21 protein-coding genes, 1 pseudogene and 1 riboswitch are annotated in these 24,735 nt (G+C 47.8%); of the genes and pseudogenes, 15 read left to right on the top strand and 7 right to left on the bottom strand.

Translation table 11 applies throughout. From position 1 onward, the window contains the following. Positions 1-75 precede the first annotated feature (75 nt). Entirely contained in the window at positions 76-2,583 is a 2,508-nt protein-coding gene (locus OH458_RS09605) for a VolA/Pla-1 family phospholipase (protein WP_269978151.1), read from the bottom strand. A 17-nt stretch (positions 2,584-2,600) separates the two neighbouring features. Beyond that, complete coding sequence (locus OH458_RS09600) at positions 2,601-3,854, bottom strand: outer membrane protein transport protein (RefSeq protein ID WP_269978150.1); 1,254 nt, start codon at positions 3,852-3,854, stop codon at positions 2,601-2,603. A 411-nt stretch (positions 3,855-4,265) separates the two neighbouring features. Further along, positions 4,266-4,423, top strand: a riboswitch (FMN riboswitch). A gap of 106 nt (positions 4,424-4,529) precedes the next feature. Between OH458_RS09600 and ribB the strand changes: the two genes are divergently transcribed. After that, complete coding sequence (gene ribB, locus OH458_RS09595) at positions 4,530-5,186, top strand: 3,4-dihydroxy-2-butanone-4-phosphate synthase (protein WP_038212462.1); 657 nt, start codon at positions 4,530-4,532, stop codon at positions 5,184-5,186. 117 nt (positions 5,187-5,303) lie between these two features. After that, complete coding sequence (locus OH458_RS09590; RefSeq protein WP_269978275.1) at positions 5,304-5,807, top strand: nucleotidyltransferase family protein; 504 nt, start codon at positions 5,304-5,306, stop codon at positions 5,805-5,807. On the opposite strand, the gene OH458_RS09585 is transcribed toward OH458_RS09590, so the two are convergent. Further along, on the bottom strand, positions 5,804-7,006 hold the full coding sequence (locus OH458_RS09585; protein WP_269978149.1) for a sugar efflux transporter: 1,203 nt from the start codon (positions 7,004-7,006) through the stop codon (positions 5,804-5,806). The two genes, OH458_RS09590 and OH458_RS09585, sit on opposite strands and share 4 nt — an antisense overlap. Positions 7,007-7,185: 179 nt before the next feature. On the opposite strand from OH458_RS09585, the gene OH458_RS09580 reads away from it, so the two are divergent. The 6 genes from OH458_RS09580 (at position 7,186) to OH458_RS09555 (ending at position 14,305) form a co-directional block, all read left to right on the top strand. Then, positions 7,186-8,085, top strand: coding sequence for a helix-turn-helix domain-containing protein (locus OH458_RS09580; protein ID WP_269978148.1), 900 nt, complete (start codon positions 7,186-7,188; stop codon positions 8,083-8,085). 85 nt (positions 8,086-8,170) lie between these two features. Next, positions 8,171-9,718, top strand: coding sequence for a cryptochrome/photolyase family protein (locus OH458_RS09575; protein WP_269978147.1), 1,548 nt, complete (start codon positions 8,171-8,173; stop codon positions 9,716-9,718). Next, positions 9,718-10,425 carry an SDR family oxidoreductase gene (locus tag OH458_RS09570; RefSeq protein ID WP_269978146.1) on the top strand — a complete coding sequence of 236 codons (708 nt, stop codon included), beginning with the start codon at positions 9,718-9,720 and terminating at the stop codon, positions 10,423-10,425. Before OH458_RS09575 ends, OH458_RS09570 begins: the two co-directional genes overlap by 1 nt. Positions 10,426-10,927: 502 nt before the next feature. Further along, the gene (locus OH458_RS09565; RefSeq protein WP_269978145.1) at positions 10,928-11,635 is read left to right on the top strand and encodes a response regulator transcription factor; all 708 of its coding nucleotides are present in this window, start codon (positions 10,928-10,930) and stop codon (positions 11,633-11,635) included. Continuing rightward, positions 11,625-13,061, top strand: a complete 1,437-nt coding sequence (locus OH458_RS09560) for an ATP-binding protein (RefSeq protein ID WP_269978144.1) — start codon at positions 11,625-11,627, stop codon at positions 13,059-13,061. The genes OH458_RS09565 and OH458_RS09560 overlap by 11 nt, the downstream gene beginning before the upstream one ends. Then, the gene (locus OH458_RS09555; RefSeq protein ID WP_269978143.1) at positions 13,058-14,305 is read left to right on the top strand and encodes an ABC transporter substrate-binding protein; all 1,248 of its coding nucleotides are present in this window, start codon (positions 13,058-13,060) and stop codon (positions 14,303-14,305) included. Before OH458_RS09560 ends, OH458_RS09555 begins: the two co-directional genes overlap by 4 nt. A gap of 19 nt (positions 14,306-14,324) precedes the next feature. Here OH458_RS09555 and OH458_RS09550 read toward each other — a convergent pair whose 3' ends face one another. Then, positions 14,325-15,479 (bottom strand): GGDEF domain-containing protein, encoded by a 1,155-nt coding sequence (locus OH458_RS09550; protein WP_269978142.1) that lies wholly within the window; start codon positions 15,477-15,479, stop codon positions 14,325-14,327. A gap of 368 nt (positions 15,480-15,847) precedes the next feature. Here OH458_RS09550 and OH458_RS09545 point away from each other — a divergent pair, with 368 nt between their 5' ends. The 4 genes and pseudogenes from OH458_RS09545 to OH458_RS09530 all read left to right on the top strand — a co-directional run bounded on the left by OH458_RS09545 (position 15,848) and on the right by OH458_RS09530 (position 19,353). Further along, a complete protein-coding gene (locus OH458_RS09545; RefSeq protein ID WP_269978274.1) occupies positions 15,848-16,474 on the top strand; it encodes a GntR family transcriptional regulator in 627 nt (208 codons plus the stop codon). Positions 16,475-16,517: 43 nt separating this feature from the next. Beyond that, a complete protein-coding gene (locus OH458_RS09540; RefSeq protein ID WP_269978141.1) occupies positions 16,518-17,282 on the top strand; it encodes a transcriptional regulator in 765 nt (254 codons plus the stop codon). A 383-nt stretch (positions 17,283-17,665) separates the two neighbouring features. Continuing rightward, positions 17,666-18,544, top strand: a pseudogene (locus tag OH458_RS09535) (M24B family metallopeptidase); the annotation flags it as partial. 278 nt (positions 18,545-18,822) lie between these two features. Further along, positions 18,823-19,353 carry a hypothetical protein gene (locus OH458_RS09530; protein ID WP_038212416.1) on the top strand — a complete coding sequence of 177 codons (531 nt, stop codon included), beginning with the start codon at positions 18,823-18,825 and terminating at the stop codon, positions 19,351-19,353. Positions 19,354-19,828: 475 nt separating this feature from the next. Here the strand turns inward: OH458_RS09530 and OH458_RS09525 are convergent, their stop codons facing one another. The 3 genes from OH458_RS09525 to OH458_RS09515 are packed head-to-tail and all read right to left on the bottom strand — an operon-like array spanning position 19,829 to position 21,268. Continuing rightward, positions 19,829-20,287 (bottom strand): YaiI/YqxD family protein, encoded by a 459-nt coding sequence (locus OH458_RS09525; RefSeq protein ID WP_038212413.1) that lies wholly within the window; start codon positions 20,285-20,287, stop codon positions 19,829-19,831. 33 nt (positions 20,288-20,320) lie between these two features. Beyond that, positions 20,321-20,644 carry a heavy metal-binding domain-containing protein gene (locus OH458_RS09520; RefSeq protein WP_038135923.1) on the bottom strand — a complete coding sequence of 108 codons (324 nt, stop codon included), beginning with the start codon at positions 20,642-20,644 and terminating at the stop codon, positions 20,321-20,323. Positions 20,645-20,668: 24 nt separating this feature from the next. Then, positions 20,669-21,268, bottom strand: a complete 600-nt coding sequence (locus tag OH458_RS09515; protein WP_269978140.1) for a TetR/AcrR family transcriptional regulator — start codon at positions 21,266-21,268, stop codon at positions 20,669-20,671. A 246-nt stretch (positions 21,269-21,514) separates the two neighbouring features. On the opposite strand from OH458_RS09515, the gene OH458_RS09510 reads away from it, so the two are divergent. The 3 genes from OH458_RS09510 to OH458_RS09500 are packed head-to-tail and all read left to right on the top strand — an operon-like array spanning position 21,515 to position 24,611. Further along, complete coding sequence (locus OH458_RS09510; protein ID WP_269978139.1) at positions 21,515-22,381, top strand: TonB-dependent receptor; 867 nt, start codon at positions 21,515-21,517, stop codon at positions 22,379-22,381. An 8-nt stretch (positions 22,382-22,389) separates the two neighbouring features. Beyond that, on the top strand, positions 22,390-23,511 hold the full coding sequence (locus tag OH458_RS09505) for a BamA/TamA family outer membrane protein (protein ID WP_269978138.1): 1,122 nt from the start codon (positions 22,390-22,392) through the stop codon (positions 23,509-23,511). Positions 23,512-23,513: 2 nt separating this feature from the next. Then, positions 23,514-24,611: a DUF4056 domain-containing protein gene (locus OH458_RS09500; RefSeq protein ID WP_269978137.1), complete on the top strand. Its 1,098-nt coding sequence runs from the start codon at positions 23,514-23,516 to the stop codon at positions 24,609-24,611. Positions 24,612-24,735 lie beyond the last annotated feature (124 nt).

Genomic DNA, 24,735 nt, shown 5'->3' with positions numbered 1-24,735 from the left:
ATCACGCCAGAGAGATTACAGAGCGCCAAAACGAACAAAGCCGACCTAGTGGTCGGCTTTTCGATTTACATCAGCTTATTTAGTGGCATCAAGTAATGCGCTCGTCACATTCATTGACGAAGTCGCATTCCCGTTTGTTAGCGTAAACTGGACAATTTGTGACGTCATTTCCATGTTTGCAGGGCCATCAGCATCATTTTGCGACGAAATGACTGTGGAGTGTTCTGCTTGACTCACATCCTTGCTGAAGTAAGAAGCAAGTTTTTGGCCTGATGTATCAGTCGCGCTATTGATTAAACCGAGTTTCTTAAACAGTGGCTCGGTACCGGATGTTTTAGACGTCGATACCGTGTTTGGAATCGTTTGATCATCTTCTGCTTGGATTCCCAGGACAGGCGCACCGGTTAGATTTACCATCGACGCGATATTGTAGGGATCAACGTTATCAAGCACAGTTTGAGCTGCGAACGTGAATTTGCTTAATGTATTAGAAACGGCGGCTTTCTCCGCAGCCGATGCCTGACCAAGATAATTATTTAAGCAATCCGGACCCGCGGTAGAGGCTGGTACACATGTTGTACCATAGTAAGTCTGATAACTCGCCAATGACAATGAAACGCTGTGTTTAATCACCCCAGAGAAACTGCCTGACTCTAGCAAGAATGGCGCAATACCGCCGCCTGGGTTCGCTAAGGTTGCACTAGTATATTTAAAGATATTGCCTTCAAGTGGTGATACAGGCGTGTTACCAATCGCATAAGAGCTGATACCCGTGATCGCACCGATGGAGTGACCAAACAGAGAGACATTGCTTTTATCTAGATTAGCAAATGCCGCGTCAGTTGCACCGTTAAGCGCATAACGCACACCCAGGCCATCGATCGCACTTTGACGAATGTTGTCACGCGCAACAGGTAGGTACTCTAAGTTCATGTACACCATTGGGTTTGATGGCGTAGTAACCACATTCTGGCTCAATAAGCGTTGACCATGAAGCGGTTGGTCAATGGCGATAATGGCATAAGGTTTAAACGGCATCTCACCTTGCATTGCCGCGCCAATATGCTGCATTGCAAAAGCATATGCACTCTCTTTGATGCTAGTGATGCCATGTTGGTATTGAAGAATTGGAAGATTCTCGCCCATAACAGCACCTTCAGGTACAAACATCAAAAACGGAACCTCTTTCACAGCACGAATCTGAGGGACTGCGCTGTATTTGGTCATGATACGCTCAGGGTCAAGCTGAGAGCCGTCAGCTAGCGTCAGTTTCTGCCCCACTAGAGCCGCCACTTTGCTCGGGTCTCGTAGGTCTACAGCAGGATCAGTGAAACCCAACAATGCAAGCTGTTGGCCAATTGCGGCTTTATCAGCGTCACTCCCAGAGCTTAGTGTCGATAAGATCTTAGCGACACTTGGCATCGCACTTCGCCATGGTGTCTTCTTCCAAGCATCCCCTGATAGTGAGTCAGACAAGAAGTATGGCAACTTAACGGTGCCCTTAACCACCTGAATCGAAGCGATCGCTTCATTGGCAAAGTTTTGGTTGTAACCCGCCTGCAATAGCGCAGCACTATCAGCGCCAAACCCGCTAGCGAACATAGGATCACTTGCAACGGCATCACCAAAGCTTTGTTTGCTAGTGACCGTCATCTGATAGATTGAATCTAGGGTGTCTGCATCGATCCCTGTTGGGTTGGCAATCGATCCGCTCCATATATCGGAAGGATTAACCGTTGGTAGAGCAGTCTGAGCAATCGCACTCTTGGTTCCCAGTAGCACCTGACCTGCAGAAGAAGTGGTAAACCATGAGGAGTAGATGATGTCATCGGTACTCGCGACCTGACCATTATCAGCAAACGCTTTTTCTACGTTTTGAATAATGACTTGAGGAGTCGCCAACGAACCCGATTGGGTAAACTCCGTTGTTTTGAGCATCGCATATGAGCTCGACGTCCCGATCGGGTCACCATTGCTGTCGGTAATAGAGTCGGTCAGCGCGTAGATGTAATTGCTTCCCGAATCCAAGCCTGTTATCGGAACAATGTTGAAAGAGCGCTTATCGTCACTAAGGACGACCACAAAATCAACGCCCGGGGTCAGCGCTTCAAAATTCGTCACTTCTTTGGTCGATAAATCGATATCAACCTTAGCCACACGAACACCTGCTGTTAGACTTGGGCTGACTAAAGCACTGCGAGTGCTCGTTGGTGCAGATGTATCATCAAACAAGGTAACGCCAGACGGCAATTTCAAGTCAATCACAAATGGCATTTGTGGACTCCAGCCATCCACCTCACCCAATGCCACTTCTGGGTTGTCTAGACCGGTAGACTGTCCCTCAGTCACAGGGATATTTAACGTGCTGTCAGAAGTATCCAATAGCAAGAATGAAGGCAAAGGGACCGCGGCGTTATCGCCTAATAAGGTAAAGTCAATTTTCGAGCTACGCGAAAGCATCTCATTAATCGCTTCATTCGAGTATGGCTGGTCCGTACTTGCACCGCTGCTTTTTGTATCATTTCCACAACCCGCCAGCAGGACAGCAGAGCAAACAAGTGATAGAGAAAATTTGTTATTCATTGTATTTACTCCCAATACTACTTAAAGGTGTAGTTCAGCTGAACTGCGGATAAGAAGGCCAGTGCGTCTGCATCAAACGTAAGCTCGTTGCCCGCTGCATCTGTTTCTTTAAAGCTGCCACTCTTGCTCTGAACTAGAGTAAAGCCCGCATCTAGACTTAGATTATCTGACCATAGGTAGGTCAAGCCCGCGGAATACCAGAAACGGTCACTATCAGGAATGCTAAGCGTCGCCTCGCCTGCTTGCTCGTCGTAAGCCAGACCTGCGCGAAGTGTCCATTCTTTGTTTAGGGTGTACGTTGTACCGACAGACCAACGTTGGTTGTCTTCATAGTGTTCTGTTTTCTTGAAGCACACGCCGTCTTTACACTCTGAGCTGGTCGCTTTTAGCTCTTTAAAACTGCTCCATTGTGTCCACTGCCAACCGTAATGAACCGCCCACTGGTCGTTAAGTTGATGGAAAGCAGACAACTCCAAAATTGCTGGCAACGTCAGTTGAAGCTGACCTTTAGTTTCATTCTTGTTCGGGTCAAGAATCACCCCGCCATAGTGATCGGTAAACTCACCATCATCAAAGTTTAAGTTCACCGCAGAGCGGTAACCAAAGCCAAAACGGTTCTCTTGATCCAGTTCGTACAGAGCGCCAATATTCCAGCCAAAACCAACAGTTTCACCTGTCATACTAATGATTTTGTCGCTTGGTTTGCCTCCAAGTGGAAGACCACCTTGGTGACGGTCCAACTTAGCTTCTGCGTACACTAGGTTAAGACCCGCACCCACACTGAACTGCTCGTTCAGTTTGAACGCCACATTCGGATTGAGGTTAACAGACAAGAGCGAGGTGTTACCCGCCAAATCACCAGCATAGATATCATCGGGGTAATCGGTCGCGACACCATAAGTTGTAAATGAAGCAAAACCCACGGCAAACTTATCACTGACTGGGTGGATGAAATAGGCTGCTGGTACAAATTGCATTGGCGCAACGTCGCTCGATTTCTGTTTGAAATCTGCGTCCCCAATTTTGGTTTGGGTGACATTCACCTCTGGATCAACGATCGACAGCGCACCAGAAAAGGTGGTGTTTTCAAAAAGTGTCATGGCAGCGGGGTTACGTGCTAATACACTCGCATTATCGGCGACCGCGCCTTCACCAGAAAACGCGCGACCGAGGCCCGATGCCGAGTGTTCTGCGACTTGGAAACCTGCGGAATGAGCGTTACACGCAAACAATATGGAGATTGTCAGCAGAGAGCAGTGCTTTTTATTCATCCTTGACCCTCCTAGGGTACGTTCTTTTTCGAATGGCATTGTTGTAGTTTTTGTTGTGCGACACTATGCGGAAATCGGATGTGAATACGCACAATGTTAATTAGATGTTATTTTTTGTATATCGAAATGTCAAAAAATAACCAACATTGGCGCATCAAAAATGACGCATTAGTCATAGCAATATTTTAAGACGCTGTATTATCTACACTTATCTATAGAAAGTGGTCAGATCAGATTTGTTATCGATTACATTGTTTAGATATCGAACCAAGTGAGCAAAAAATCAACAAACACCCTGAGCCGAGTGACTTTTCTGAGGCGCTTTCAACAACAACACTAAATCGATGATAACGTTTGCTTCTCATCGTTGCGGTTAATCGTTACAATCCCTTACGCGACTTACGCAACTTTATTTATTCTCAGGGCGGGGCGAAATTCCCCACCGGCGGTAAGTGTTCTTCACTATTAATGAAGAAACCACAAGCCCGCGAGCGCTCGATTCGTCGAGGTCAGCAGATCTGGTGAGAAACCAGAGCCGACGGTTACAGTCCGGATGAGAGAGAATGAAAAAACATCACCACGGTCATCTTTGGTGATGCATTTCGTTTTGGCTGGAGTTTTAGGACTCTAGTGCTCATATATGCCCTGATTCTGGTGATATTTTAGGAGTTAACCATGAATCAGTCCTCTTTACTTGCCGAATTCGGCGACCCAATTAGCCGCGTTGAAAATGCACTTATCGCCTTAAAAGAAGGTCGTGGTGTGTTGTTACTCGATGACGAAGATCGTGAAAACGAAGGCGATATCATTTATTCGGTAGAATCTCTGACCACCGCTCAAATGGCGTTGATGATTCGCGAATGCAGCGGCATCGTTTGCCTTTGCTTACCAGAAGAGCAAGCGGATCGTCTAGAGCTCACGCCGATGGTTGCCAACAACAACAGCGCCAACCAAACCGCATTTACCGTGTCAATTGAAGCGAAAGTGGGCGTGACCACAGGTGTCTCCGCGCAAGATCGCGTGACAACGATCAAAACGGCGGCAAACCCAACCGCTAAACCGTCTGATCTGGCTCGCCCGGGTCACGTGTTTCCGCTTCGAGCACGCAAAGGTGGCGTACTGACACGTCGTGGGCATACAGAAGGTACTATCGATCTAATGCAGATGGCAGGGCTACAGCCTGCTGGTGTGCTTTGTGAAGTGACCAACCCAGATGGCAGCATGGCAAAAACGCCAGAAATCGTCGCCTTCGGTAAGCTGCACAATATGCCAGTGCTGACGATTGAAGATATGGTGCTATACCGCCAACAGTTTGACCTCAAACTGGCGTAAACCACAGCCAAGTGCGCGGACTCTCCTGCGTGCTTGGCATTTTCTCGCTAACGAACTGCGGCAGTGACGACCTTGAACATCCAATTACAACGCCTTATTGAGCAAGACTCGCAACGCATGGCGATTCTACGCCTAGTCTCTACCTTCAACTTACCTCAAGGCTGTGTCGCCGCTGGATTCGTGCGAAACCTTGTCTGGGACACGCTTCATCACCACACAAACTCAACGCCGTTGAATGATATCGATGTGATCTATTTCGACTCCGAAAACCTTGAAGCGGCGCGAGATCTGGCGATTGAAGCGCAACTTAGTGAACAGATGCCAGAGCTTAATTGGCAAGTGCGAAATCAAGCCCGCATGCACGAGCGAAATGGGGATAAGCCCTATTTGGATGTTGTTGATGCCATGAGTTACTGGCCAGAGAAAGAGACCGCTGTCGCTGCGAAAATTAACGCGGATGGAATGGTCGAATGCATCAGCGCGTTTGATTATGAGTCCTTGTTCGCTCTACATATCACGCATAACCCCAAGCGAGACATCAGCAGCTTTGACCAAAGAGTCACGAGTAAAAACTGGTTAACACTTTGGCCAAAGCTTACTGTCGTAAGGAACTCGGTTTAAGCAGCGACGACGTTGCTTTGTGACTGACGATACTTCGTTTCTATCGCGGCAAACAGTGCCAATAAAATCAGTGCTGCAATGGAACCTGCGAACGAGACATACAAGGTGCTGTAGTAGTTAAACAGCTCTCCAACCACACCGACGGAAAGACTCGCCACCAGCATACTGACGTTAAGCATATTTGAGAACAAGGTTGATGCCGTACCCAAGCGATCTTTCATCATATCTTGAAGCACCACCATTCCAAGCGTGGCGCACACGCCGATAAAGAAACCATTCAGCAATTGCGCGGCAAGCATGGCGGCGAAGCTGGTACTCATCAGCATCACAAAATAGAACGCGATGCCACTTGCAATGCCCATCATCAACAGTTTGATGGTCCCTACCCGCTCTGCCAGCCTACCTGCGCCAAGCATGATTGGGATTTCACACAGTGCTCCCGCGCCAAATAGAATCCCTAGCCAACTTGGATCCACCATTAATTCTTGCGATAAGTAAAGCGGCATACTGGTGATGTAGAGGTTGTTCGCTGCGAAGGCAAACACCACCACCAAGCAATAGACAGCAATCAAATGATTGGCCGTTTGAGGAGCTTTAGTGACCGCTTGTTGTTCTTCTGCTGAATCTTGTTTAACAACACCATTGGGCAAGTACTTAGCAATCACCAAAATGGAGACACTGACAATCGTCGCCGAAACACCAAACGACGCATTGTAGCCAAAGCTCGCTTTAAGCATAAATGCCAATGGAGGACCGAACACCCACGCAATGGCAATACCTGCACGCATGGTTGACAGGAAGGTGGTGCTGTCTTCGACATAGCGATCGCCGTACTCGCGCCCCAAAGCAAACAGCTGCCCAAATGCGGCGCCACTGACGCTACCAAACACGGTTGCGATGGTGATGGCGAGCCAGTAATCTCGCACCACGATAAAGCTCGATACAGTAATGAGATAGCAAGTCAGCGCCACCAGCAAAATCGTTTTACGCTTCCAGTTCTTATCTGACTGTCTTGCGATCAGCTGCGACACAACCACAGCACTGACAACCGCCATCACCATATAAAGGCTCAGCATCATCGGCGATGCACCCAATTCTTCGACAATGAACAAACTCGATAGCGGATAAAAAAAGGCCCCGCATAAACCAGTAACGAACGCGGTGATGATAAACAACAATGCTGTTTTATCTTTCAACATATGTGGGGCTCCTTTGAGTTAAGTGTGTGAGTTAGTGAGGCTACAGTTTAATCAAAGATATGCAGGCTCATTGATAGTATTCGAGCCACCTCTAATACTAATCCTTCAACTTACCAAACTCCTTTGACAGAAAAGCAACAGTTACCCTAACCTTGGTTGGTCAGATAAGGAGCCGAGCGATGAAGCCGTATATTGAAAATGTGATGGACACACCGAGCAACGATTGGATCGTGCGCGAGTATCATTGTCGAATCAAAAAAGAAGAATTTGCCTGCTCATGGCACTATCACACCGAATACGAACTGGTGCTTTATCAAGACCCTGATAACGTCTTTAACGGCAACTATTTTGCCGGAGATTCGGTCGGCTCAATTGGCCACAACACCCTATTGCTTTATGGACCAGGCCTGCCACATATGATCACAGGCCAGCTCAATGGCTCCGATGAAAAGCCGCATCACTCCGTCATTGTCTGGCTCAAACATCACTGGATAGAAAAACTGCAAGCCACAATTCCAGAAGCTCGAAACATCAAACGCTTACTCGAAGATTCTGCCTATGGCCTCAAATTCAGCCCTAGCGTTTCACAGCAGGTATCTGACCTATTGACTGGGGTTGAAAATTTAAATCGAGCCTTTCAGGCGGTTCGAGTGATTGAAGTGTTGCTGCTACTCGCCAGTGATGGAGAGTCAGAGAAACTTTCCACCTCTCCTTACCGAATTAGCCAGTTATCTGGCAACCGCGAAGCGCGGCAAAAAGTGCAGTTAGCCACTCACTATATTGAGGAAAACTACGCCAAAGCGATACGCATCTCCGATTTAAGCAAGAGCCTGCACATGAGTGAAAGCTCTGCGTATCGTCTGTTTGAAAAGCACTATGGGGTGAGCTTTTCGGATCACATCAAACAGTTTCGCATCGGCAAAGCCTGTGAGCTGCTAGCAAGTACATCGTTACCTATTGCGTTGGTGGCCGAAAATACAGGGTTTCAAAACCTCTCGAACTTTAATCGCCAGTTCAAAACGGTGAAAGAGATGACACCAACCCAGTTTCGCAACCAGTTCCAACAGGCAATTAAATAGGACACACTTTCCGTCAAAGCACGTCATTGCCTGATCCCAATAGAGCACCGATGCGTAAGGGTATTAAACTCTGTTAAGCAAATGAATGAACATGACCACCATCCGCCTCATCTTAGGTGACCAACTCAATATCAAACACTCTTGGTTTCAGCACCAAGACGACAGCGTGTTGTATGTTATCGCTGAACTCCACCAGGAAGCGAGTTACACCACTCACCACATTCAAAAGCACTGCGCCTTCTTTGCAGCCATGACCAGTTTTGCCGACGAGCTTAAGCAACTCGGCCATCAGGTGCTCTATCTCGACTTAGACCAGAGTGAACAATACCAAGATTTGCCTCACTTGCTTGCAAGCCTTGTCGAGCAACATCAAGCCACTCACCTTGAGTATCAACGCCCCGATGAATACCGCTTGCTCAAGCAGCTAGAGGCGCTCGCTATTGAAGGGGTGAAAATCACTATGGTGGAGAGCGAGCACTTCCTGTTCCCGTTTGAGGAAATTGCCGAGGCTTTTCCGGCTGGCAAACACATCTTGATGGAGCACTTTTATCGCAAAATGCGCCGACGCTTCAATCTACTCATGGAAGGTGACAAACCGGTCGGGAGCAAATGGAACTTAGATGCCAACAATCGCAATGCGTTTAAAGAGGACGACCTAGAGGCGATTCCTAACCCACTGATGTTTGCCACAGATGTCAGTGATATTTTGGCAAGGCTTGCACGCCATAAGGTGAGAAACATAGGTGATGTCTCCAACCCATTGATTTGGCCTATCAATCGTAGCCAAGCTCTTAATTTATTGGCGCATTTTTGCCAGCACTGCTTGCCGCGATTTGGTTTTTTCCAAGATGCCATGACAGACCGTCACCCAGCAAGTTGGAGCTTGTATCACAGTCGACTTTCTTTCGCCCTTAACAGCAAGCTAATTTCCCCTCTTGAAGTTGTCACGAGTGCCATCACCTATTTCGAAAAGGCCAACGGCGACATTTCACTATCGCAGATTGAGGGGTTTGTGCGTCAAATCATCGGTTGGCGGGAATACATTCGCGCGGTCTACTGGGCAAACATGCCCCAATACAAAACGCGAAATCATTTTGATGCAAAACGCCCAATGCCAAATTACTTCTGGACAGGCAAAAGTGGGATGAACTGCCTTAACCAAGCGGTTGGCCAATCTCTGGAGCATGCCTACGCTCATCACATCCAGCGCCTTATGGTGACTGGCAACTTTACACTGCTGGCGGGGATCAACCCTGACGAAGTTGATGAGTGGTATTTGGGTATTTACATAGATGCCATCGAGTGGGTTGAGATGCCCAACACCCGTGGCATGGCACTGTACGCCGATGGCGGGATCGTAGGAACCAAACCCTATGCAGCCAGTGGCGCTTACATCAATCGAATGAGTGACTACTGCAAATCGTGCCGCTACAAAGTAAACCAAAAAAGTGGCCCAACGTCGTGCCCACTTAACAGCCTCTACTGGCATTTTATGGTCAGACATCGCGATCGAATTGGCACTCTTCCTCGCATCGGCATGATATACCGCAATTGGGACAAGATGAGCGATGAAGCACAACATGCCATTTTAGAGACCGCAGAGCGTAATCTTCAACGTTTGGAGGAGCTGTAATGAAAGTACTCGTAATCGGAGGAAGCGGCGGTATCGGTCAGGCCATCGTCAACCATCTCGTTAGCCACTACCCGCAAGTTGACGTCGCTGCTACCTATCACCGTAACCAGCCCGAGCATCAGCAGAGCCTAGTTCGCTGGTATCCACTTGATGTCGAGGACGAAGCCAGCATTAAGCAACTTGCCCAGCAGTTTGAGCAGTTGGATTGGATCATCAACTGCGTGGGAATGCTGCATACACAACACCAAAAACCAGAAAAGAACCTTGCCTCAATCGACCCAGAGTTCTTCCTCAAAAGTATGGCGGTCAACTGTTTGCCTACTCTGCTAATTGCCAAACATTTCCAAGCTTTGTTGAGAAAAAGCGCTCACCCCTGCCTTGCTACCGTCTCGGCCAAGGTCGGCAGCATTACCGACAATCAACTCGGCGGTTGGTACAGTTACCGAAGTTCCAAAGCAGCCCTTAACATGGCACTTAAATCCATCTCCATTGAATGGGGTCGCTTAATGCCCAAAAGCGTGGTGGTTGCGCTTCACCCTGGCACCACCGATACCCAATTGTCTAAGCCGTTCCAAACCAACGTGCCTGAGGGAAAACTCTTCACGCCAAATTATGTGGCGACTCAGTTGATAACTATTTTGCACTCACTCAAGGCGAGCGACAGTGGCAGCTTTATCGCCTATGACGGAGAGCGATTGCCCTGGTAGCGAGATAGTTTTTAGGCTTTAAACTTGTCTGTATTCCACACAAATCAATTACGTGACGTGTCATCATCCCAAACCGCTTTGCGTTCGTTGCACCCAACAGGGATGAAAAAGCCAACCTCGGGCGAGGTTGGCACTCTTACCAAATTAGGGGGTCGGTAAGATTAAGACAGTGCGAGCACACCATGAATATCCATTTAGATCACTTCTCATAACCACACATCAAACTTTCCCAATCGAGCCGCATTGAGAGCGTTCAAAGAGCGTGAGCCAAAGATGCTCATCTGCACAGTGACCAGCTTTGGGTAATACAAGACGTTCGGCGTTGCGAGGTCAGAAAGATCTTAACCAGTTGTCGCGCCTTCAAGGTTACAAAACACTGCGGGTTTGTAAGTGATGACTTACAAAATCGTCCCTTTGTAACCCATAATTTAGAGCCAGTTCGATTGAGAATTTCGGTCGAAAATAGCATCATATTGAAAACTCGCAGCAGGGACGTAAGGTGATGGAAAACAAGCAGATACTCGTGGTTGACGACAACTTGGATCTTAGAGAGGCGTTGTCTGACTATCTTGGTCGAGCTGGGTTTGAAGTTATTGGTGCGGGCAATGGACGCGAGATGTGGCAACTGCTCAAAAAGCATACTCCAGATCTTATTATTCTCGATATTATGATGCCAGGTGAAGACGGATTTACCTTGTGCCAGAAGCTGCGCCGAGATTCCCAAATCCCGATCATTATGCTCACCGCCGTCACCGAAGAGGCGGACCGCGTCGCCGGGCTAGAGATGGGCGCCGATGATTACATCACCAAATCGTTTAGCCCAAGAGAACTGCTGGCAAGAATCAAAACAATCTTACGCCGCAGCCAACTTAATCCTCAAACTCAGTTGGCCAGAAAAGTCCGCTTTGATGGCTGGTCCCTCGATACCGTTACTCGGCAACTCACCCATCTTGAAGACCATCAAGTCAAACAACTGAGTGGCGCTGATCTCTCCTTGCTCGGCTTGTTCGTCAACAACGCCAAATCAATCTTATCCCGTGATGATATCGCACGTGAAATATGGGGCAGAGATGCCGACCCATTTGAGCGCGGTATTGACGTCCAGATCAGTCGGCTACGCCACCACTTGGAAGACAAAGATCGTTCCTTGATATTAACCGTGCGCAACAAAGGCTACATGCTGACAACGGACGTCCACTATGAGAGTTAAAACCTGGACTCGTTCACTGGTATTTCGCACCAGTATTTTCCTGCTATTAGTGATCATTCTTGCTCAACTTCTGTCGGGTATGATTTGGTATCAACACGCCAACGAACGGGACAGACAAGGCTTAACCAATACGGTGAAAAGTTTGGCACTTAGTGCTTCATCGACCATCTCCTTTTTCCAAACCTTGCCCTCTGAATACCGACACCTTGTGCTCAATCAACTACGCAATATGGGCGGCACGCGTTTTTTTGTTTCACTCAATAACCACCATATTGAGACGCCTCCTCTGCCCGATAGCGAACGAAAAACCTTAGTCCTGAACGAAGTAAAACAAGTACTCTCATCTGAGCTACACGACATCCCCAATATCTCGGTCGAGTTTACTCAACGCGATAATTTGAGGGTGTTCAACAACGAGCTCCCTATTGATGAACTGCCGTTACTTTGGGCGCATTACTCGCTCTCATTTGGCGACCTGAACCCCCCGATATTGGTAATGCAGGTAGAGGTCGACGAAAACGAATGGTTCTACCTAGCTGCTGTTTTACCCGCACCTTACGTCAATCTAGAAACCAACTACTTTGATATTCGAGAGTGGCTTACCTTACTCTTGTCGGCGTTACTGCTACTGATTTGTACTTGGTTTGTCGTTCGTAAAGAGATTCAACCTATTCGCGAACTCGCCAAAGCCGCTACCTTAATGTCGAGCAGGCTCGATATTCCTCAGGTCGAAGAGCGCGGCAGCAACGAGCTCAAAGCCGCTATCCGAGCCTTCAACAAAATGAATCGGCGTATCGATAGCCACATTAAGGATCGCGAAATGCTGTTTGGCGCGATCTCCCATGACTTAAAAACGCCCATCGCTTGCCTCAAACTGCGCGCAGAAATGCTTGATGATGACACTGACAGAGAACGCTTTACCCGACTCGCGAATGACCTCGACTTGATGGTCAAAGGGGCTTTGCAATGCATCAAAGAGACGGACATCCACGAAGAGATTGAACCCATAAACTTCAATCAGTTAATTGAGCACATCGCCACCACAGTGACGCCGGAAACCGAGCGTATTCAAATTCAAGGTTCTATCGAGTCTGAGGTTGTCGGAAAACCCCTAGCGATTAAGCGCTGCATTCAAAATCTCGTCGATAATGCGTTGAAATATGGCGATAAAGTCAATATTCAGCTATTCGATAGTGCCGATGCCGTGAACATCATCATTGATGATCATGGTGAAGGCGTCGATGGGGCGATCCTCGATAAACTGTGCCAACCCTATTACCGAGCCAATAAAACACAAGAAGGCTCTGGGTTAGGACTGACTATTTCCCAAAGCATTGCGAAAGCGCACGGTGGCTCTCTTGCTCTTAGCCACTCTTCATTTGGCGGGTTGCGCGCCACGCTATCTTTCCCAAGAGACTCACTATGAACAAATTGGCGATTTATCTTTCGACCCTGTCACTGACCGCCGTTGGGCTCACCGCCCCTCGCGCAGCAGAGGTTGAATTCCTTCATTGGTGGACATCCAAAGGGGAACAACACGCGATGGACGTGTTAACCCAACATTTAGAAAAACACGATATTCAACTGGCACCGAAACCCGTCTTGGGCGGTGGCGGTGACAGTGCGATGACGGTATTACAAGCACGAGCGTTGGCAGGAAATCCACCCAGTTTTGCACAAATCGAGGGCCCAAGTATTCGAGCATGGGATGCAATTGGCATACTCCATGACATGAACGCTGTCGCTAAAGACCATCAATGGGACGCCACCCTCTACCCCCTTTCACAACAGATCAATCAATCTGCCAATGGTTATGTTGCCCTGCCGTTAACTCTGCATCGACTCAACTGGTTGTGGGTGAACCACCAGCTATTGTCTGAGCTCAACCAACCGGTGCCGACCACTTGGCAAGCAATGTTTGAGGTAATGGAACATGCCAAAGCCCAAGGAATCAACCCACTCGCCGTCGGCGAACAACCGTGGCAAATTGCACAGTTATTTGAAAATTTGGTGATTGCCACGGGCGGGGTGGATTTCTATACCCGAGCAATGGTCGACCTCGATCCAGACAGCATCGATAGTAACACCTTACGCGCTGCATTAGCTCAGTTCCGTCGCCTAAGTTTGCTGATTGATAACACCTTGCCCAACACAAGATGGGACACCGCGACGAAAGCACTCGCAAGCAACCAAGCCTTGTTCCAACTCGGGGGCGATTGGATTCTTGGTGACCTGATTGCGAAAGGCGTAGAGGTGCCGAATCAGATAGGCTGCTACCCTGCCCCCGAGAGCGACGACGTTTTCCTTTATAACATGGACAGCTTGATCTTTATGGTGAGCAAATCGTTCACTAAAGACCAAGCCAACCGTGTGGCCAATGTGTTGGCAGACCCAGAGTTTCAGGCGCAATTTAACCTACACAAGGGGTCCATCCCGGTACGTACCGACATTGCACTCACCGACTTTAACCCCTGTCAAATCAAAGCCTATCAAGCATTTAAAAAGGGAGTGGCACAAAACAAAGCGGTGCCAAGCATGATCGACTCCATGGCCGTCAACCCTGTCGCCCAACAAGCCATCAACTCGGAGATATTTCGCTTCTACCGCAACAAGTCGCTCACCGAAGAGAGGCTGATTAAGCGTATTATTGCCATCGCAGAGAGCAACTAGTCGTGAGCTGACCGATCGACTAATCTGAAGCAGACACTATGTTGCGGCCATTTTGTTTAGAGTTGTATAGCGCTTTGTCAGCTCGCTCGACACCGTCTTGCCAGTGTTCATTTATCGAGAGTTCGGCAATGCCAAAACTGGCCGTTATACGCAACGCTTCATGATTTGGCAGCGTCAGTTGGGAAACCGATTGGCGGATTTTCTCGGCACATCCTCTTGCGCCTTCTAAATCAACACACGGAAGAATCACCAGTATTTCATCCCCCCCAAGTCGAAAAGCTTTGGACTGCGGGGCCAACCAGTCTAACGTGATTCTGGCAACAGACTTAACAACCTCATCGCCAACGAGGTGACCGAACTGATCATTGATTGATTTGAAATTATCAATATCGCAGATGATGATGCTCACAGGTGTTTGCTCAACTTGAGTTTCTATCTCTAACATCGCCTCATCCAAAGCTCTGCGATTGTTCAACTCGGTGAGTGGGTCTTCGTAGGAGAGGACATGAATAGATCGAAGCAAACGAGCATTAATCAGCCACAACATCGAAAAGCTCATGGACACAATTAAGAAAATACTAAAGAGAAATGCCAGTTGGTGCACAAACGCGGCATCCATAAAATTCAAGATTTCTGTGTCAATCAGCGTAACGAAAACTCTCACTAGCATAAAACAACCAAATGAGAAAAAGGACATCGCCATCATCCGGGTAGCAAGCGATAAATCTTCTTTGCGGCCATTCAAGGTCACCAGTGCAGTGCTCAGCGTAGCAAAAGACAAATACGCACAACTGATCACAACTCGGCTATTGATAGAAGGCTCATAGTAAGTGAAGTAAATGAACCCTAGCAGGTAAAAAGGAATAAGCGCCGCTGTAATGCGAGAGTAAATCAGGTTGGCCTCTCGGAACAAAGACAGACTATAGAGCGTAAAATAGAATCCTAATGCGATGAGTAAGTTTGCTCCAATGACACTGTATAACTCCGGTATCTCACCTCTAAAGCTGATAAGAAAAGGTCCACTACCAATAATCAAAATCGACAGAGAAAATAGCGATAACCCTTTTATTGGCTTTTGAGTCGCCTGAAATAAAAGCAGCCCCACGCTATAAATGACCGAAAAAAGGATCGTGATAAAGTTCAACGTTCTAATGTCTAACGAAACATCACCCATATAGTACCTGTTTCTCAAATTGCATTTTCAGGACTAACATAATAGCTGCCAGTTTCCGTATTCTTTAATTGTGAAAAGATTAACGGCTGATTTCTCATAACATTCAAGAAACACACTTATTTGCGTAAATAAGTTTGACTCTCATCACAGATAGTGAGTCGCTACGGCCGTAAACCGCAACTCCTTCACTCTTCGGTGAGAGACGCAAGCAGCAAACAATTGACCTATCCCCCAAAAACGGGGCGAGTTAAAAGCGGAAAGTCGCAATCCCAATCACCAATAGTATATTGAATACAATTTATTGTAATTTAGATATACCGGAGACTGGGATGTCGCAAAAACCCGTTTTTAAAACTTGAACGCAGTTAATTGAAGAAGCCATTCGCAGCAAAATTCTCAAAGGTGAGTTAAAAACTGGCCAGCCTCTGCGCCAAGATGCCTTAGCCAAAGAGTTCAATGTCAGCCGAATTCCCGTTCGTGAAGCCTTAATGCAGCTTGAAGCGCAAGGACTCGTCAGCTTCGAAGCCCACAAAGGGGCGACTGTGACTGAGCTTTCTCCAGACAAGATCGACGAACTGTTTGAGCTAAGAGCCGTTGTCGAATGCCACATCCTCGAGCGTGCGATTCAAAACATGACCGATGAGGACCTGGCGCGTGCCAATGAGATTCGCGCTAAGTTTGATGATTTGGTCAACCGTGGCGATGAAGTTGAAGAGTGGAGCAATTACAACTACGAGCTGCATAAAGCCCTCTATGCCCCTGCCAACATGCCAGAGACCATGGGTGTTATTTACAACTTAAACACCAAATGCGACCGCTATATCCGTATGCAATTGCTGTTTACCGAGGGAACAGCCAAAGCCGATAAAGAGCACAAGGCTCTACTCGAGATGTGCCAAAATCGCGATATAGAGGGCGCAAAATACATGCTGAAAAAACATATCCTTGAAGCGGGCGCAGCCATTCGCGATCTGCTGCTAGAGCGTCAAAGCTGAACATAAAAAGACAAAACCCACATGGAATAAGTGAGTACCCACTATGCACATTGGTCCAGATTTTTTGCTTGCAGCCATTCGGCAAAAGATTCGTGATGAAGGGCTTTGCTACTGCGCACTTTCCGATAAAACCGGCGTGCCGCTGTCAACAATCAAGCGACACTTACACAACCCTGCATTGGGTCTCGACAAAATACTGATGTACACCACGCACCTCAACACCAACTTAGTGGAGTTGTCGACGCTCGCCATTCAAATCCAAAGAGACAACGAGCAATTTTTGTCCGATGAACAAAACGCGCTATTTGTCGAATACCCTTACCTGTTGGATTTCATCTACTTAGTGACCTCCTGCAATCGGTCTCCAAAAGAGATCGCGCAAGAGTACCAACTGTCGGATACCAGCCTACGCTTTTACCTCAGCATTGCTGAGATCCTCGGCTACATGGAGAACCACGGAGACAAAATCTTCTACCGTTCGGGTCGCCGCTTTATTATGGAAGAAGGTACAGAGCTCGATACATTGTTTAAACGACGATTCGAACAGATCTCAATGGCAGACGATACCGTCTCTCAAGTGTGTCAGGCTCGGGTTCGCCTCACCGCCGAACAGAGGCTGAAACTTGAGCAGGAGATCGATCAGAAGATCAGTGAAATGCATGCAGCCAACTGCGCAAATGAGACGGGTGAGTTGACTAACGTGATGCTGCGCAGTGTTCCCGGTCAACAGATATTTTTTGCTGATACGCTGCCAGAAATTACTGGAGAATTACTCAAAGAAGTCTCCGCTCGATTTCGCCGCCAATAATCTGCTCACACTTAAATGAGCAAAAAGATTTTTTGCTCATTTTTTATTCAGCTTCACTTTCTAAGACCAGCAGTCTCTGTTTCTGCCACCTTGTTAAAAAGATGTTAACTAGTGTTTGTTGCATAGTTTTATACAATATACATTTCTCTTATCCCCTTAGTTATTTGTGCCAGTGGTTCATGCCGTTTGAACGCACTATCATCCCACTCAAATACCACCTAAGGGGCCACTCCGATAAGGACATAACGAGGAAGCTATGAAAGCTAAAAAACTACTCGCACTGAGTGCGATCGCAACCGCTCTAATAACAGGAAGTGCCCTAGCCAAACCTTATCCTGCTGGAACGCAGCTCGCGGACAAACAGGAGATCACTCTAAATAATGGCGCAGAAGAACCCTACAGAACTAGAGAGTATGGAAGAGACGCTACGCAAAGATGGCGTCGCCATGGTGAAGTTCATGAAATGGCTCGATGAGCAAGTGCCAAGCGGCCAAGTCACCGAACTCAACGCCGAGCAAGCGTTAATGGGGTACAGGAAACAGATAGACGACTATGTTGGCGAGAGTTTTCGCACCATTGCTGGCTTTGCCGAGCACGGCGCCAAAATGCACTATGCTGCCGACGGTGAGAGCAGCTATTCCATAGACGAGTCGAGTTTCTTATTGGTCGATTCTGGCGGCCAGTACCTCGGCGGAACCACAGACATCACCCGAACATTCCACTTTGGCTCACCTAGCCACCGTGAAAAGCACGACTATACCTTGGTTCTTAAAGCAGCGATCCGCTTAACGCAGACTCGATTTTTGCAAGGCTCAACAGGCGCGAACCTCGATATCATGGCTCGCGGCGTACTCTGGCAACACGGCATTGATTACAAATGTGGAACTGGCCACGGTGTCGGGATGTGCTTAAACGTGCACGAAGGTCCGCAAAACTTCTCGCAAAATCCCGCAGAAGTCCCCTTAAAACCCGGCATGGTCATCACCAACGAACCCGGCGTTTATCGTCAAGGCGAGCACGGCGTTCGCATAGAAAACATCATGAAGGTGGTTGAGGTCGAACAGAATGAATTTGGCAGCTTCTATGGATTCGAGACCATAACCCTTGCCCCAATCGCGACAAACATGATTGATAAATCCATGCTCGATAGCAGCGAAATCGCTTGGCTCAATCAATACCACCAACGCTGCTGGCAACAGCTCAGCGTTGACCTGAACGAGGATGAAAAACGCTGGCTTAAACAGGCCACACTCGCTATCTAACAGCACCGGACCAAATGCCGATTGTGTATTTGGTCCGTTTAAACGTATGCAGACTCGTATCTCAATGATAACCGCTCTTATAATTGAGACAGAATCTAATAATCAGAATCAATCTCAAACTTCTTGCTATCCGGTGAGATTTTAATCGCGCTCTATTTTATAAATACCCATCAAAACATTCCTAAAAATAATAGTAAAAGTAAGTCAACCGACCGAGCTAAATGGTGATTTCACTGTTTCTGCTTGTTGGTAAACGCCTATCAAATAAGGATAATTTCATGAAACACTTCGCGTTGGCATTTGCAACCACACTGACACTCGCAGGCTGTTCAAGTAACGATATCAATGATGCCGTCAGCGACGGCGTCAATGGCGCAATCAACGGAGTCTTGGGCTCCGTCAGCAGCAGTAACGGTACCGTCGTCAAAAACGGTAAGAGCTACAGTGTCGAGAAAGAGAGCATGTACACCACACAAGCAACACGCTTGAAGAAAAACTACGGCAACATTGAGCTCACGAGAACCGAAAAGAACCCAAAATCAAAAACAGAGCTTGTCTTAGAGAGCTGTGTTCATCCGCGTATCGGCTCTATCGGCTGTGAGGGCTTTATCTTTGAAGTGACAAAAGAGGGCTGGCTAGTCGAAAAACCGATCACATTTAACACCAATTACAACAAAGATATCTCTATTGCTTCAGGTACGTACTATTTCAAGATGAAGTCAAAAGGAACGGGTGACAGCTACTACGTGGCTAACGAAATAACCATTCAGCCGTTTGTGACCAACTATGTTGCGTTAACAGTAGAATAAACAAAGAAGAGAAAAATCATGGCCGATTGACTGACAGAATAGTCAATCGGCCATTGAGCTAAACACTCAAACGGATTCCAAGTTCCATAAAATCTTGGGGCATCCTTGCCCACAAAGAGAAGTTACCAACGGTAAATTACATTTTGAACAATAATCGCGCTACCTGAATCAAATCCACATTTCTCCAGCTATCTAGCTCCTATTGGAACATCAACTGTTTTCATGTCTCAGCAATTCTCGGTGAGGCAAAGTATCAACGCGGATAATAATATCAATAAATTCCCCCTTACACTGTAAGACCATGTAAGCGAGGACATTTATAAAGTTGAATTTTGTAAGGGACGTAAGCGATTGCTTTATAAAGCCGGCTAGCCAGCGCTTTACATTGTAAATTGAGTTCAGAATAGACTGATTATTGAGGCTAATACAGCGATAAAGAAAAAGGACGCTGTGCGTCCTTTCGTTATTATCTTCGTTACTTTTGGGCTCTTTGCCACTGCACTAACCACTTATCCAAATGATTGGCAAATTGCTGGCGATCCGCTTGGCTTAACGGTGCTGGGCCACCAGTTTGAATGCCACTGCTGCGCATGGTTTCCATAAAGTCTCGGATGTTGAGCCGTGATTTGATGTTCTCTTTGGTGAACATCTCGCCACGAGAACTTAACGCGTGGCCACCTTTGGTGATGACTTCATCCGCCAGTGGGATATCGCTGGTGATCACCAAATCACCCGGCTCACACCGCTTCACAATTTCGTTGTCCGCCACGTCAAAGCCAGCCTGAACTTGAAGCATGGTTACTTTTGGTGAGGCTGGTGTGCGGATAAACTGATTCGCCACTAAGGTCACCTCCACACCGGTTCGCTCAGAAGCTCGAAATAGAATATCTCTTACCACAACAGGACACGCATCCGCATCAACCCAAATTTTCATAGTTCTGTTCCTAGCTTCACATTGATTGCGGTATTAGACCTTAAATTTCACCGCAGTACCACTGACACTGACCATCATCATACTGCCGCCACTGCCAATCACTTCATAATCGATATCGATACCGACAATGCCGTCCGCACCCATTGAGCGAGCCTGCTCTTCCATTTCTTGGAACGCTATTTCACGTGCGCGGCCCATTTCCCGCTCATACGCACCTGAACGTCCGCCAACCACATCACGAATGGCACCAAACATGTCTTTAAAAATGTTCGCGCCCAAGATGGCTTCGCCAACAACCACGCCCAAATAATCTTGTACAGGCTTTCCTTCCACGACTGAAGTTGTAGTTTTAATCATCACTTTTTCCTTATCTTGGCGGAGTTAATGACAGCGATAACCATCGAGAAACAGCTGTACAATATCCGCAATGATCTGTCTTCTGCGTTCACGAGACGGAATCTCTTGGCTCGCGACCAACTGAGGCCACATGAAATTCCCGTTCAATAAGCACATTAGCATACTGCTCATCTGGGCTGGATCTTGCATTTTGAGTTTGCGATCTTCGATAGCATCGGCAAACCACTGCTCGAGCTTATCGTCGTGGTTTTGCAGTTGATGAAGATACTTCTCCGACAATTCTGGCGCTCGAATAAATTCGCCTATCACCATCTTTGCCAATGGCATACCAAAATCATGGTAGAGGAAGTCCAGCTTTTGTAAGAGATAGTCAGCAAGTTGTTGCTCCACAGAAATCGACGGGGTGTAGATTAGCGCCAACGCGTCATCACGGGCCGTGAGCGCCGATTTGACCGCTGCAAAGAACAGCACTTCCTTACTCGAAAAATGCCGATAAAGGGTTCGTTTCGACGTTTGAGCGCGTTCGCAAAGACGATCCATGTTCGCGGCAGCGTAGCCAAATTCGATAAATTCCGCCTGCGCACTTTCAATCAATGCGAGTCGCTTTCTATCGGACAATTTCATGGGCAGATTCTTCCATCTTCAGCTCAAAGAGCGCGGATTATAAGCGAGAACAACTAAAAGTATACTTTAAAGTTTACTTTTTTGATTTGAGGAGTATGATGCGCTCACTTTTTATCGAGTCGGCGCCTTGCTGGCTCACCTAGGATCGCCCAGACACGGTTTTGGCGGCTTGATTACTTCGTAACGGCTCACGTATAAGCACGGGTCTGACCCGCAGAGTCCTCGTTACACGCATTGACGTACACTATGAAACACAGCTTCTTTCTTCTTACTGCTTGCAGCCTATTCTCTTCTTACGCTTTCGCTGACTCGATTTCGCTTCCTATTTGGAAAGAGCAAGTACAGGCTCTAGGCTATGAGCTACCAAAGCCTATTGGTTTCAATCTCAGTTACATGGGGATGCAACAAGGCATCAACGTTGACTCCATCGGCTTAAACAATTTAAAGGTGGGCCGCCCCCTGCTCGACAAGCTGATCGACAAGTACGCGGATATCCAAATGGAAGCCGAGCCGGGAAAACAGGTGACCAACGTCGTCACTCTCCGGGCGGATGTCTGGCTATTCCCATTCCTTAACCTGTATGCATTGGCGGGGAAGTTAGACGGCTATTCTGAAACGGATGTGAACGTCTCGGTGGGAATAAAAAACACCGAGAAGCCTTTGCTCAATACCAAGATTAATGACTTCCGATTGGATCTCGACGGCTATACCTTTGGCGCTGGGATGGTCCTTGCGGGCGGAATAGACAACTGGTTTTCACTGGTTGATGCAAGCTATACCCAAACCACATTGACGGTTGTCGACGGCACCATCGACGCCATAGTGGTCTCACCTCGTATCGGTTATGACTTCCACAACATGGGTGTTCCACTGCGCGTTTGGGTGGGCGGCATGTACCAAAATGTCGAACAATACTTAACTGGCTCGATCGCGGATCTCGGTGGCAACTTCAGCGGTCTACAAGGCCAATTCGAAGTCAAACAGCATTTAACCTCTCCTTGGAATACATTGGCAGGCTTTCAATATCAACTGTCTCCCAACTGGTACGTTTTGGGTGAAGCAGGCTTTGGTGAACGGCAAAGCGTGTTCCTCTCACTGGATCGCCGATTCTAGGAGGCGATATGAAAGCAAACCTTACCCTTGCAATTGCGGCGTTACTGTTTGTACCAGCCAGCCTAGCGAACGAGGAAGACAACGATTGGATAGACACGCTGCTTACTCAATTAGGCTCTAGTGAAACGGTCGATCACACTAAGCCTATCGATTGGGGCGTGCTGCCCGGTCCATTCGTCAACCCTGAGCAAGGGCTGGGTATTGGTGTGGCCGCCGTCGGACTTTATCGCCCCATGGATTGGCAAACCGGTGTTCCCTATTCAACGTTAACTGTGACGTCATACGGCTCTACGTCTGGTTCATACGGGCTGGGCATTAACAATCGAACATACTTGCAACAAGACTCGCTGCGACTGCTTGGTGAAGCCTGGATCAGTCACGAGCCCGGTTATTATTGGGGAGTCGGCAAGCAATCAGCGCAGGACAATGCCAACAAAACCCCGTATCAAGGTCAAAAGTTACTGATTAACCCTAAGTTGGCTTTAGAAGTCGCAGATCATGTTTACGTCAAGGCAGGATTCAAATGGCACTCTTATCGTCATATGGAAGAGGTGGACAATAAACCGCTGGCACACGGCCTTGAAGACGCCACCAGTAGCGGGGTTGTGCTGGGGATGGAGTTTGACAGCCGAGACTTTGAACCAAACCCAAGTCGCGGACAGTTTATCGATATTGAATGGATAGCTAACCGTGGCGTCGTTGGCAGCGAGCAGAGCTACGATCACCTCACCATCAATGCAAGGCACTACGCTCAATTCGACGCCAACACCGTGTTGGCAATGGAAGTCTATTCACAATCCATTTTTGGCGACGCCCCTTGGTTTGACTATGCCCAGCTTGGCGACGACAAACGTATGCGTGGCTATTACCAAGGGCAATATCGCGACAAGCATCAGTTGTCGACGCAAATCGAGCTGCGCCGAACACTGACGGGTCGACACGGTATGGTTGCTTGGTTGGGGGCAGGAAATGTGGCGCCGAGCTATCAAGCCCTGTTTGAAGAACGCTGGTTGCCGTCTATTGGCGTCGGCTATCGATTTGCGTTCAAAGCCAAAATTAACGTCCGTATTGATTTAGGTGTTGGCAAAGAGAGCAGCGGATTTTATTTTCAAGTCAATGAGGCATTTTAGACATGGGAAGATTAAAAATTATCCTCCTTGCCGTGATTGCGGTCATGGGGCTTAACGTTCACGCAAACGAGCTTAACGCGCCTGTCGGTGTTCGACCGTGCTGCGCATTCGGCGTGGATCTCAAAGCTCAACTTGGTAGCGTGCCAGTGCCATTCTTCTCCTTGGAGAATGTCGTCGATAAAGGCAGTGTTGGCGACCATCACTACAATGATGGCAGTGCTTCTATCTCCGGCAGTTTGCTCGGGCTCGCAGATGAAACCAACGGGCTTGTGTTTACCAAGCAGGGCGGTTTTATCGACACGGCACATGTTCGTGATACAGCTGACTACACTTACTACATTTTCCAGCTCAACCAAGGCTATTTGGGTACGTCTCATCACATCGACTTACCTGCAGAATTGAGACTTCGCCGCGTAACTTGGCACCCGCAAACTCAGCCACTGAGTAAAGAGCAGAAAATCACCTACAGCGCCGAGGCCGCCGCGTTGACCGCCTTTCGCTTAGCGCAATGGCACGAAATTGCTCAATGGTTTGGTATGGTTTCTGTCGGTGGTTTTGATGAGCTCGCTTCGGCTTTCTCATCGGAAGATTTGTACTCCAACATGCTTGGCGCCCATCTCGCGAAACAGATATTAATCGCGACCCCAACGCTAAACACCAAGCAGTTTTCAGCGGCCATGGACCACGCGCTTGAAACGGCGTTATCCGAGCTCAACGCGGCAACGAAATCGGTCACCAAGGAGAAAATCCAACAACTCGACGGCATTTGGTGGGACAGCAGCAAACGCCTGCCAAACAAGTGGGCACTTATCTATCGTGACTACCATTTGTCCTTGTCCTTGATGCCCCATTATCCAACGACCACTCACCGTCTGCAGTTGAGTGGGACCTTTGACAATAACCAGCCCATAGAGCAGTGGCTCTCCGTCAGCTTCATCGCGGCAGACGAAGAAAACGCGTTTGATAAACTGCCAAGTGCTATCCGAACCAAGTCTTCATGGTCGAGTCAGGATTTTCAATCACTCGCAAACTATGCACAGCAAGTCGATAAAAACACCATGAGCAAGTTGGGGATTCAAGCGCACAAGATAAAACCGTAAACCTAGCGCACTGCTATACGGGGAAACCCATTAATAAAAATGCCAAAGCCAATTGCATAACGCCTGACTATATATGCACTTTGGGTCGAATGACATCGTTATATGCACTCACTTTCTCAAGTAA

This window comes from Vibrio sp. MarTm2 (assembly GCF_027587055.1).
GTDB lineage: Bacteria > Pseudomonadota > Gammaproteobacteria > Enterobacterales > Vibrionaceae > Vibrio > Vibrio sinaloensis_D.
The sequence above is the reverse complement of the archived record's forward strand: the minus strand, read 5'-3'. Positions and strand labels throughout refer to the sequence as shown.

Coding starts and splice junctions, on each gene's coding strand:
- OH458_RS09605 (WP_269978151.1), bottom strand. CDS start 2,583: ATGAATAACAAATTTTCTCTATCACTTGTTTGCTCTGCTGTCCTGCTG.
- OH458_RS09510 (WP_269978139.1), top strand. CDS start 21,515: ATGAAACACAGCTTCTTTCTTCTTACTGCTTGCAGCCTATTCTCTTCT.
- OH458_RS09570 (WP_269978146.1), top strand. CDS start 9,718: ATGAAAGTACTCGTAATCGGAGGAAGCGGCGGTATCGGTCAGGCCATC.
- OH458_RS09525 (WP_038212413.1), bottom strand. CDS start 20,287: ATGAAAATTTGGGTTGATGCGGATGCGTGTCCTGTTGTGGTAAGAGAT.
- OH458_RS09585 (WP_269978149.1), bottom strand. CDS start 7,006: ATGTTGAAAGATAAAACAGCATTGTTGTTTATCATCACCGCGTTCGTT.
- OH458_RS09505 (WP_269978138.1), top strand. CDS start 22,390: ATGAAAGCAAACCTTACCCTTGCAATTGCGGCGTTACTGTTTGTACCA.
- OH458_RS09600 (WP_269978150.1), bottom strand. CDS start 3,854: ATGAATAAAAAGCACTGCTCTCTGCTGACAATCTCCATATTGTTTGCG.
- OH458_RS09530 (WP_038212416.1), top strand. CDS start 18,823: ATGAAACACTTCGCGTTGGCATTTGCAACCACACTGACACTCGCAGGC.
- OH458_RS09520 (WP_038135923.1), bottom strand. CDS start 20,644: ATGATTAAAACTACAACTTCAGTCGTGGAAGGAAAGCCTGTACAAGAT.
- OH458_RS09550 (WP_269978142.1), bottom strand. CDS start 15,479: ATGGGTGATGTTTCGTTAGACATTAGAACGTTGAACTTTATCACGATC.
- OH458_RS09590 (WP_269978275.1), top strand. CDS start 5,304: ATGGCGATTCTACGCCTAGTCTCTACCTTCAACTTACCTCAAGGCTGT.
- OH458_RS09565 (WP_269978145.1), top strand. CDS start 10,928: ATGGAAAACAAGCAGATACTCGTGGTTGACGACAACTTGGATCTTAGA.
- OH458_RS09580 (WP_269978148.1), top strand. CDS start 7,186: ATGAAGCCGTATATTGAAAATGTGATGGACACACCGAGCAACGATTGG.
- OH458_RS09560 (WP_269978144.1), top strand. CDS start 11,625: ATGAGAGTTAAAACCTGGACTCGTTCACTGGTATTTCGCACCAGTATT.
- OH458_RS09500 (WP_269978137.1), top strand. CDS start 23,514: ATGGGAAGATTAAAAATTATCCTCCTTGCCGTGATTGCGGTCATGGGG.
- OH458_RS09555 (WP_269978143.1), top strand. CDS start 13,058: ATGAACAAATTGGCGATTTATCTTTCGACCCTGTCACTGACCGCCGTT.
- OH458_RS09575 (WP_269978147.1), top strand. CDS start 8,171: ATGAACATGACCACCATCCGCCTCATCTTAGGTGACCAACTCAATATC.
- OH458_RS09515 (WP_269978140.1), bottom strand. CDS start 21,268: ATGAAATTGTCCGATAGAAAGCGACTCGCATTGATTGAAAGTGCGCAG.
- OH458_RS09540 (WP_269978141.1), top strand. CDS start 16,518: ATGCACATTGGTCCAGATTTTTTGCTTGCAGCCATTCGGCAAAAGATT.
- ribB (WP_038212462.1), top strand. CDS start 4,530: ATGAATCAGTCCTCTTTACTTGCCGAATTCGGCGACCCAATTAGCCGC.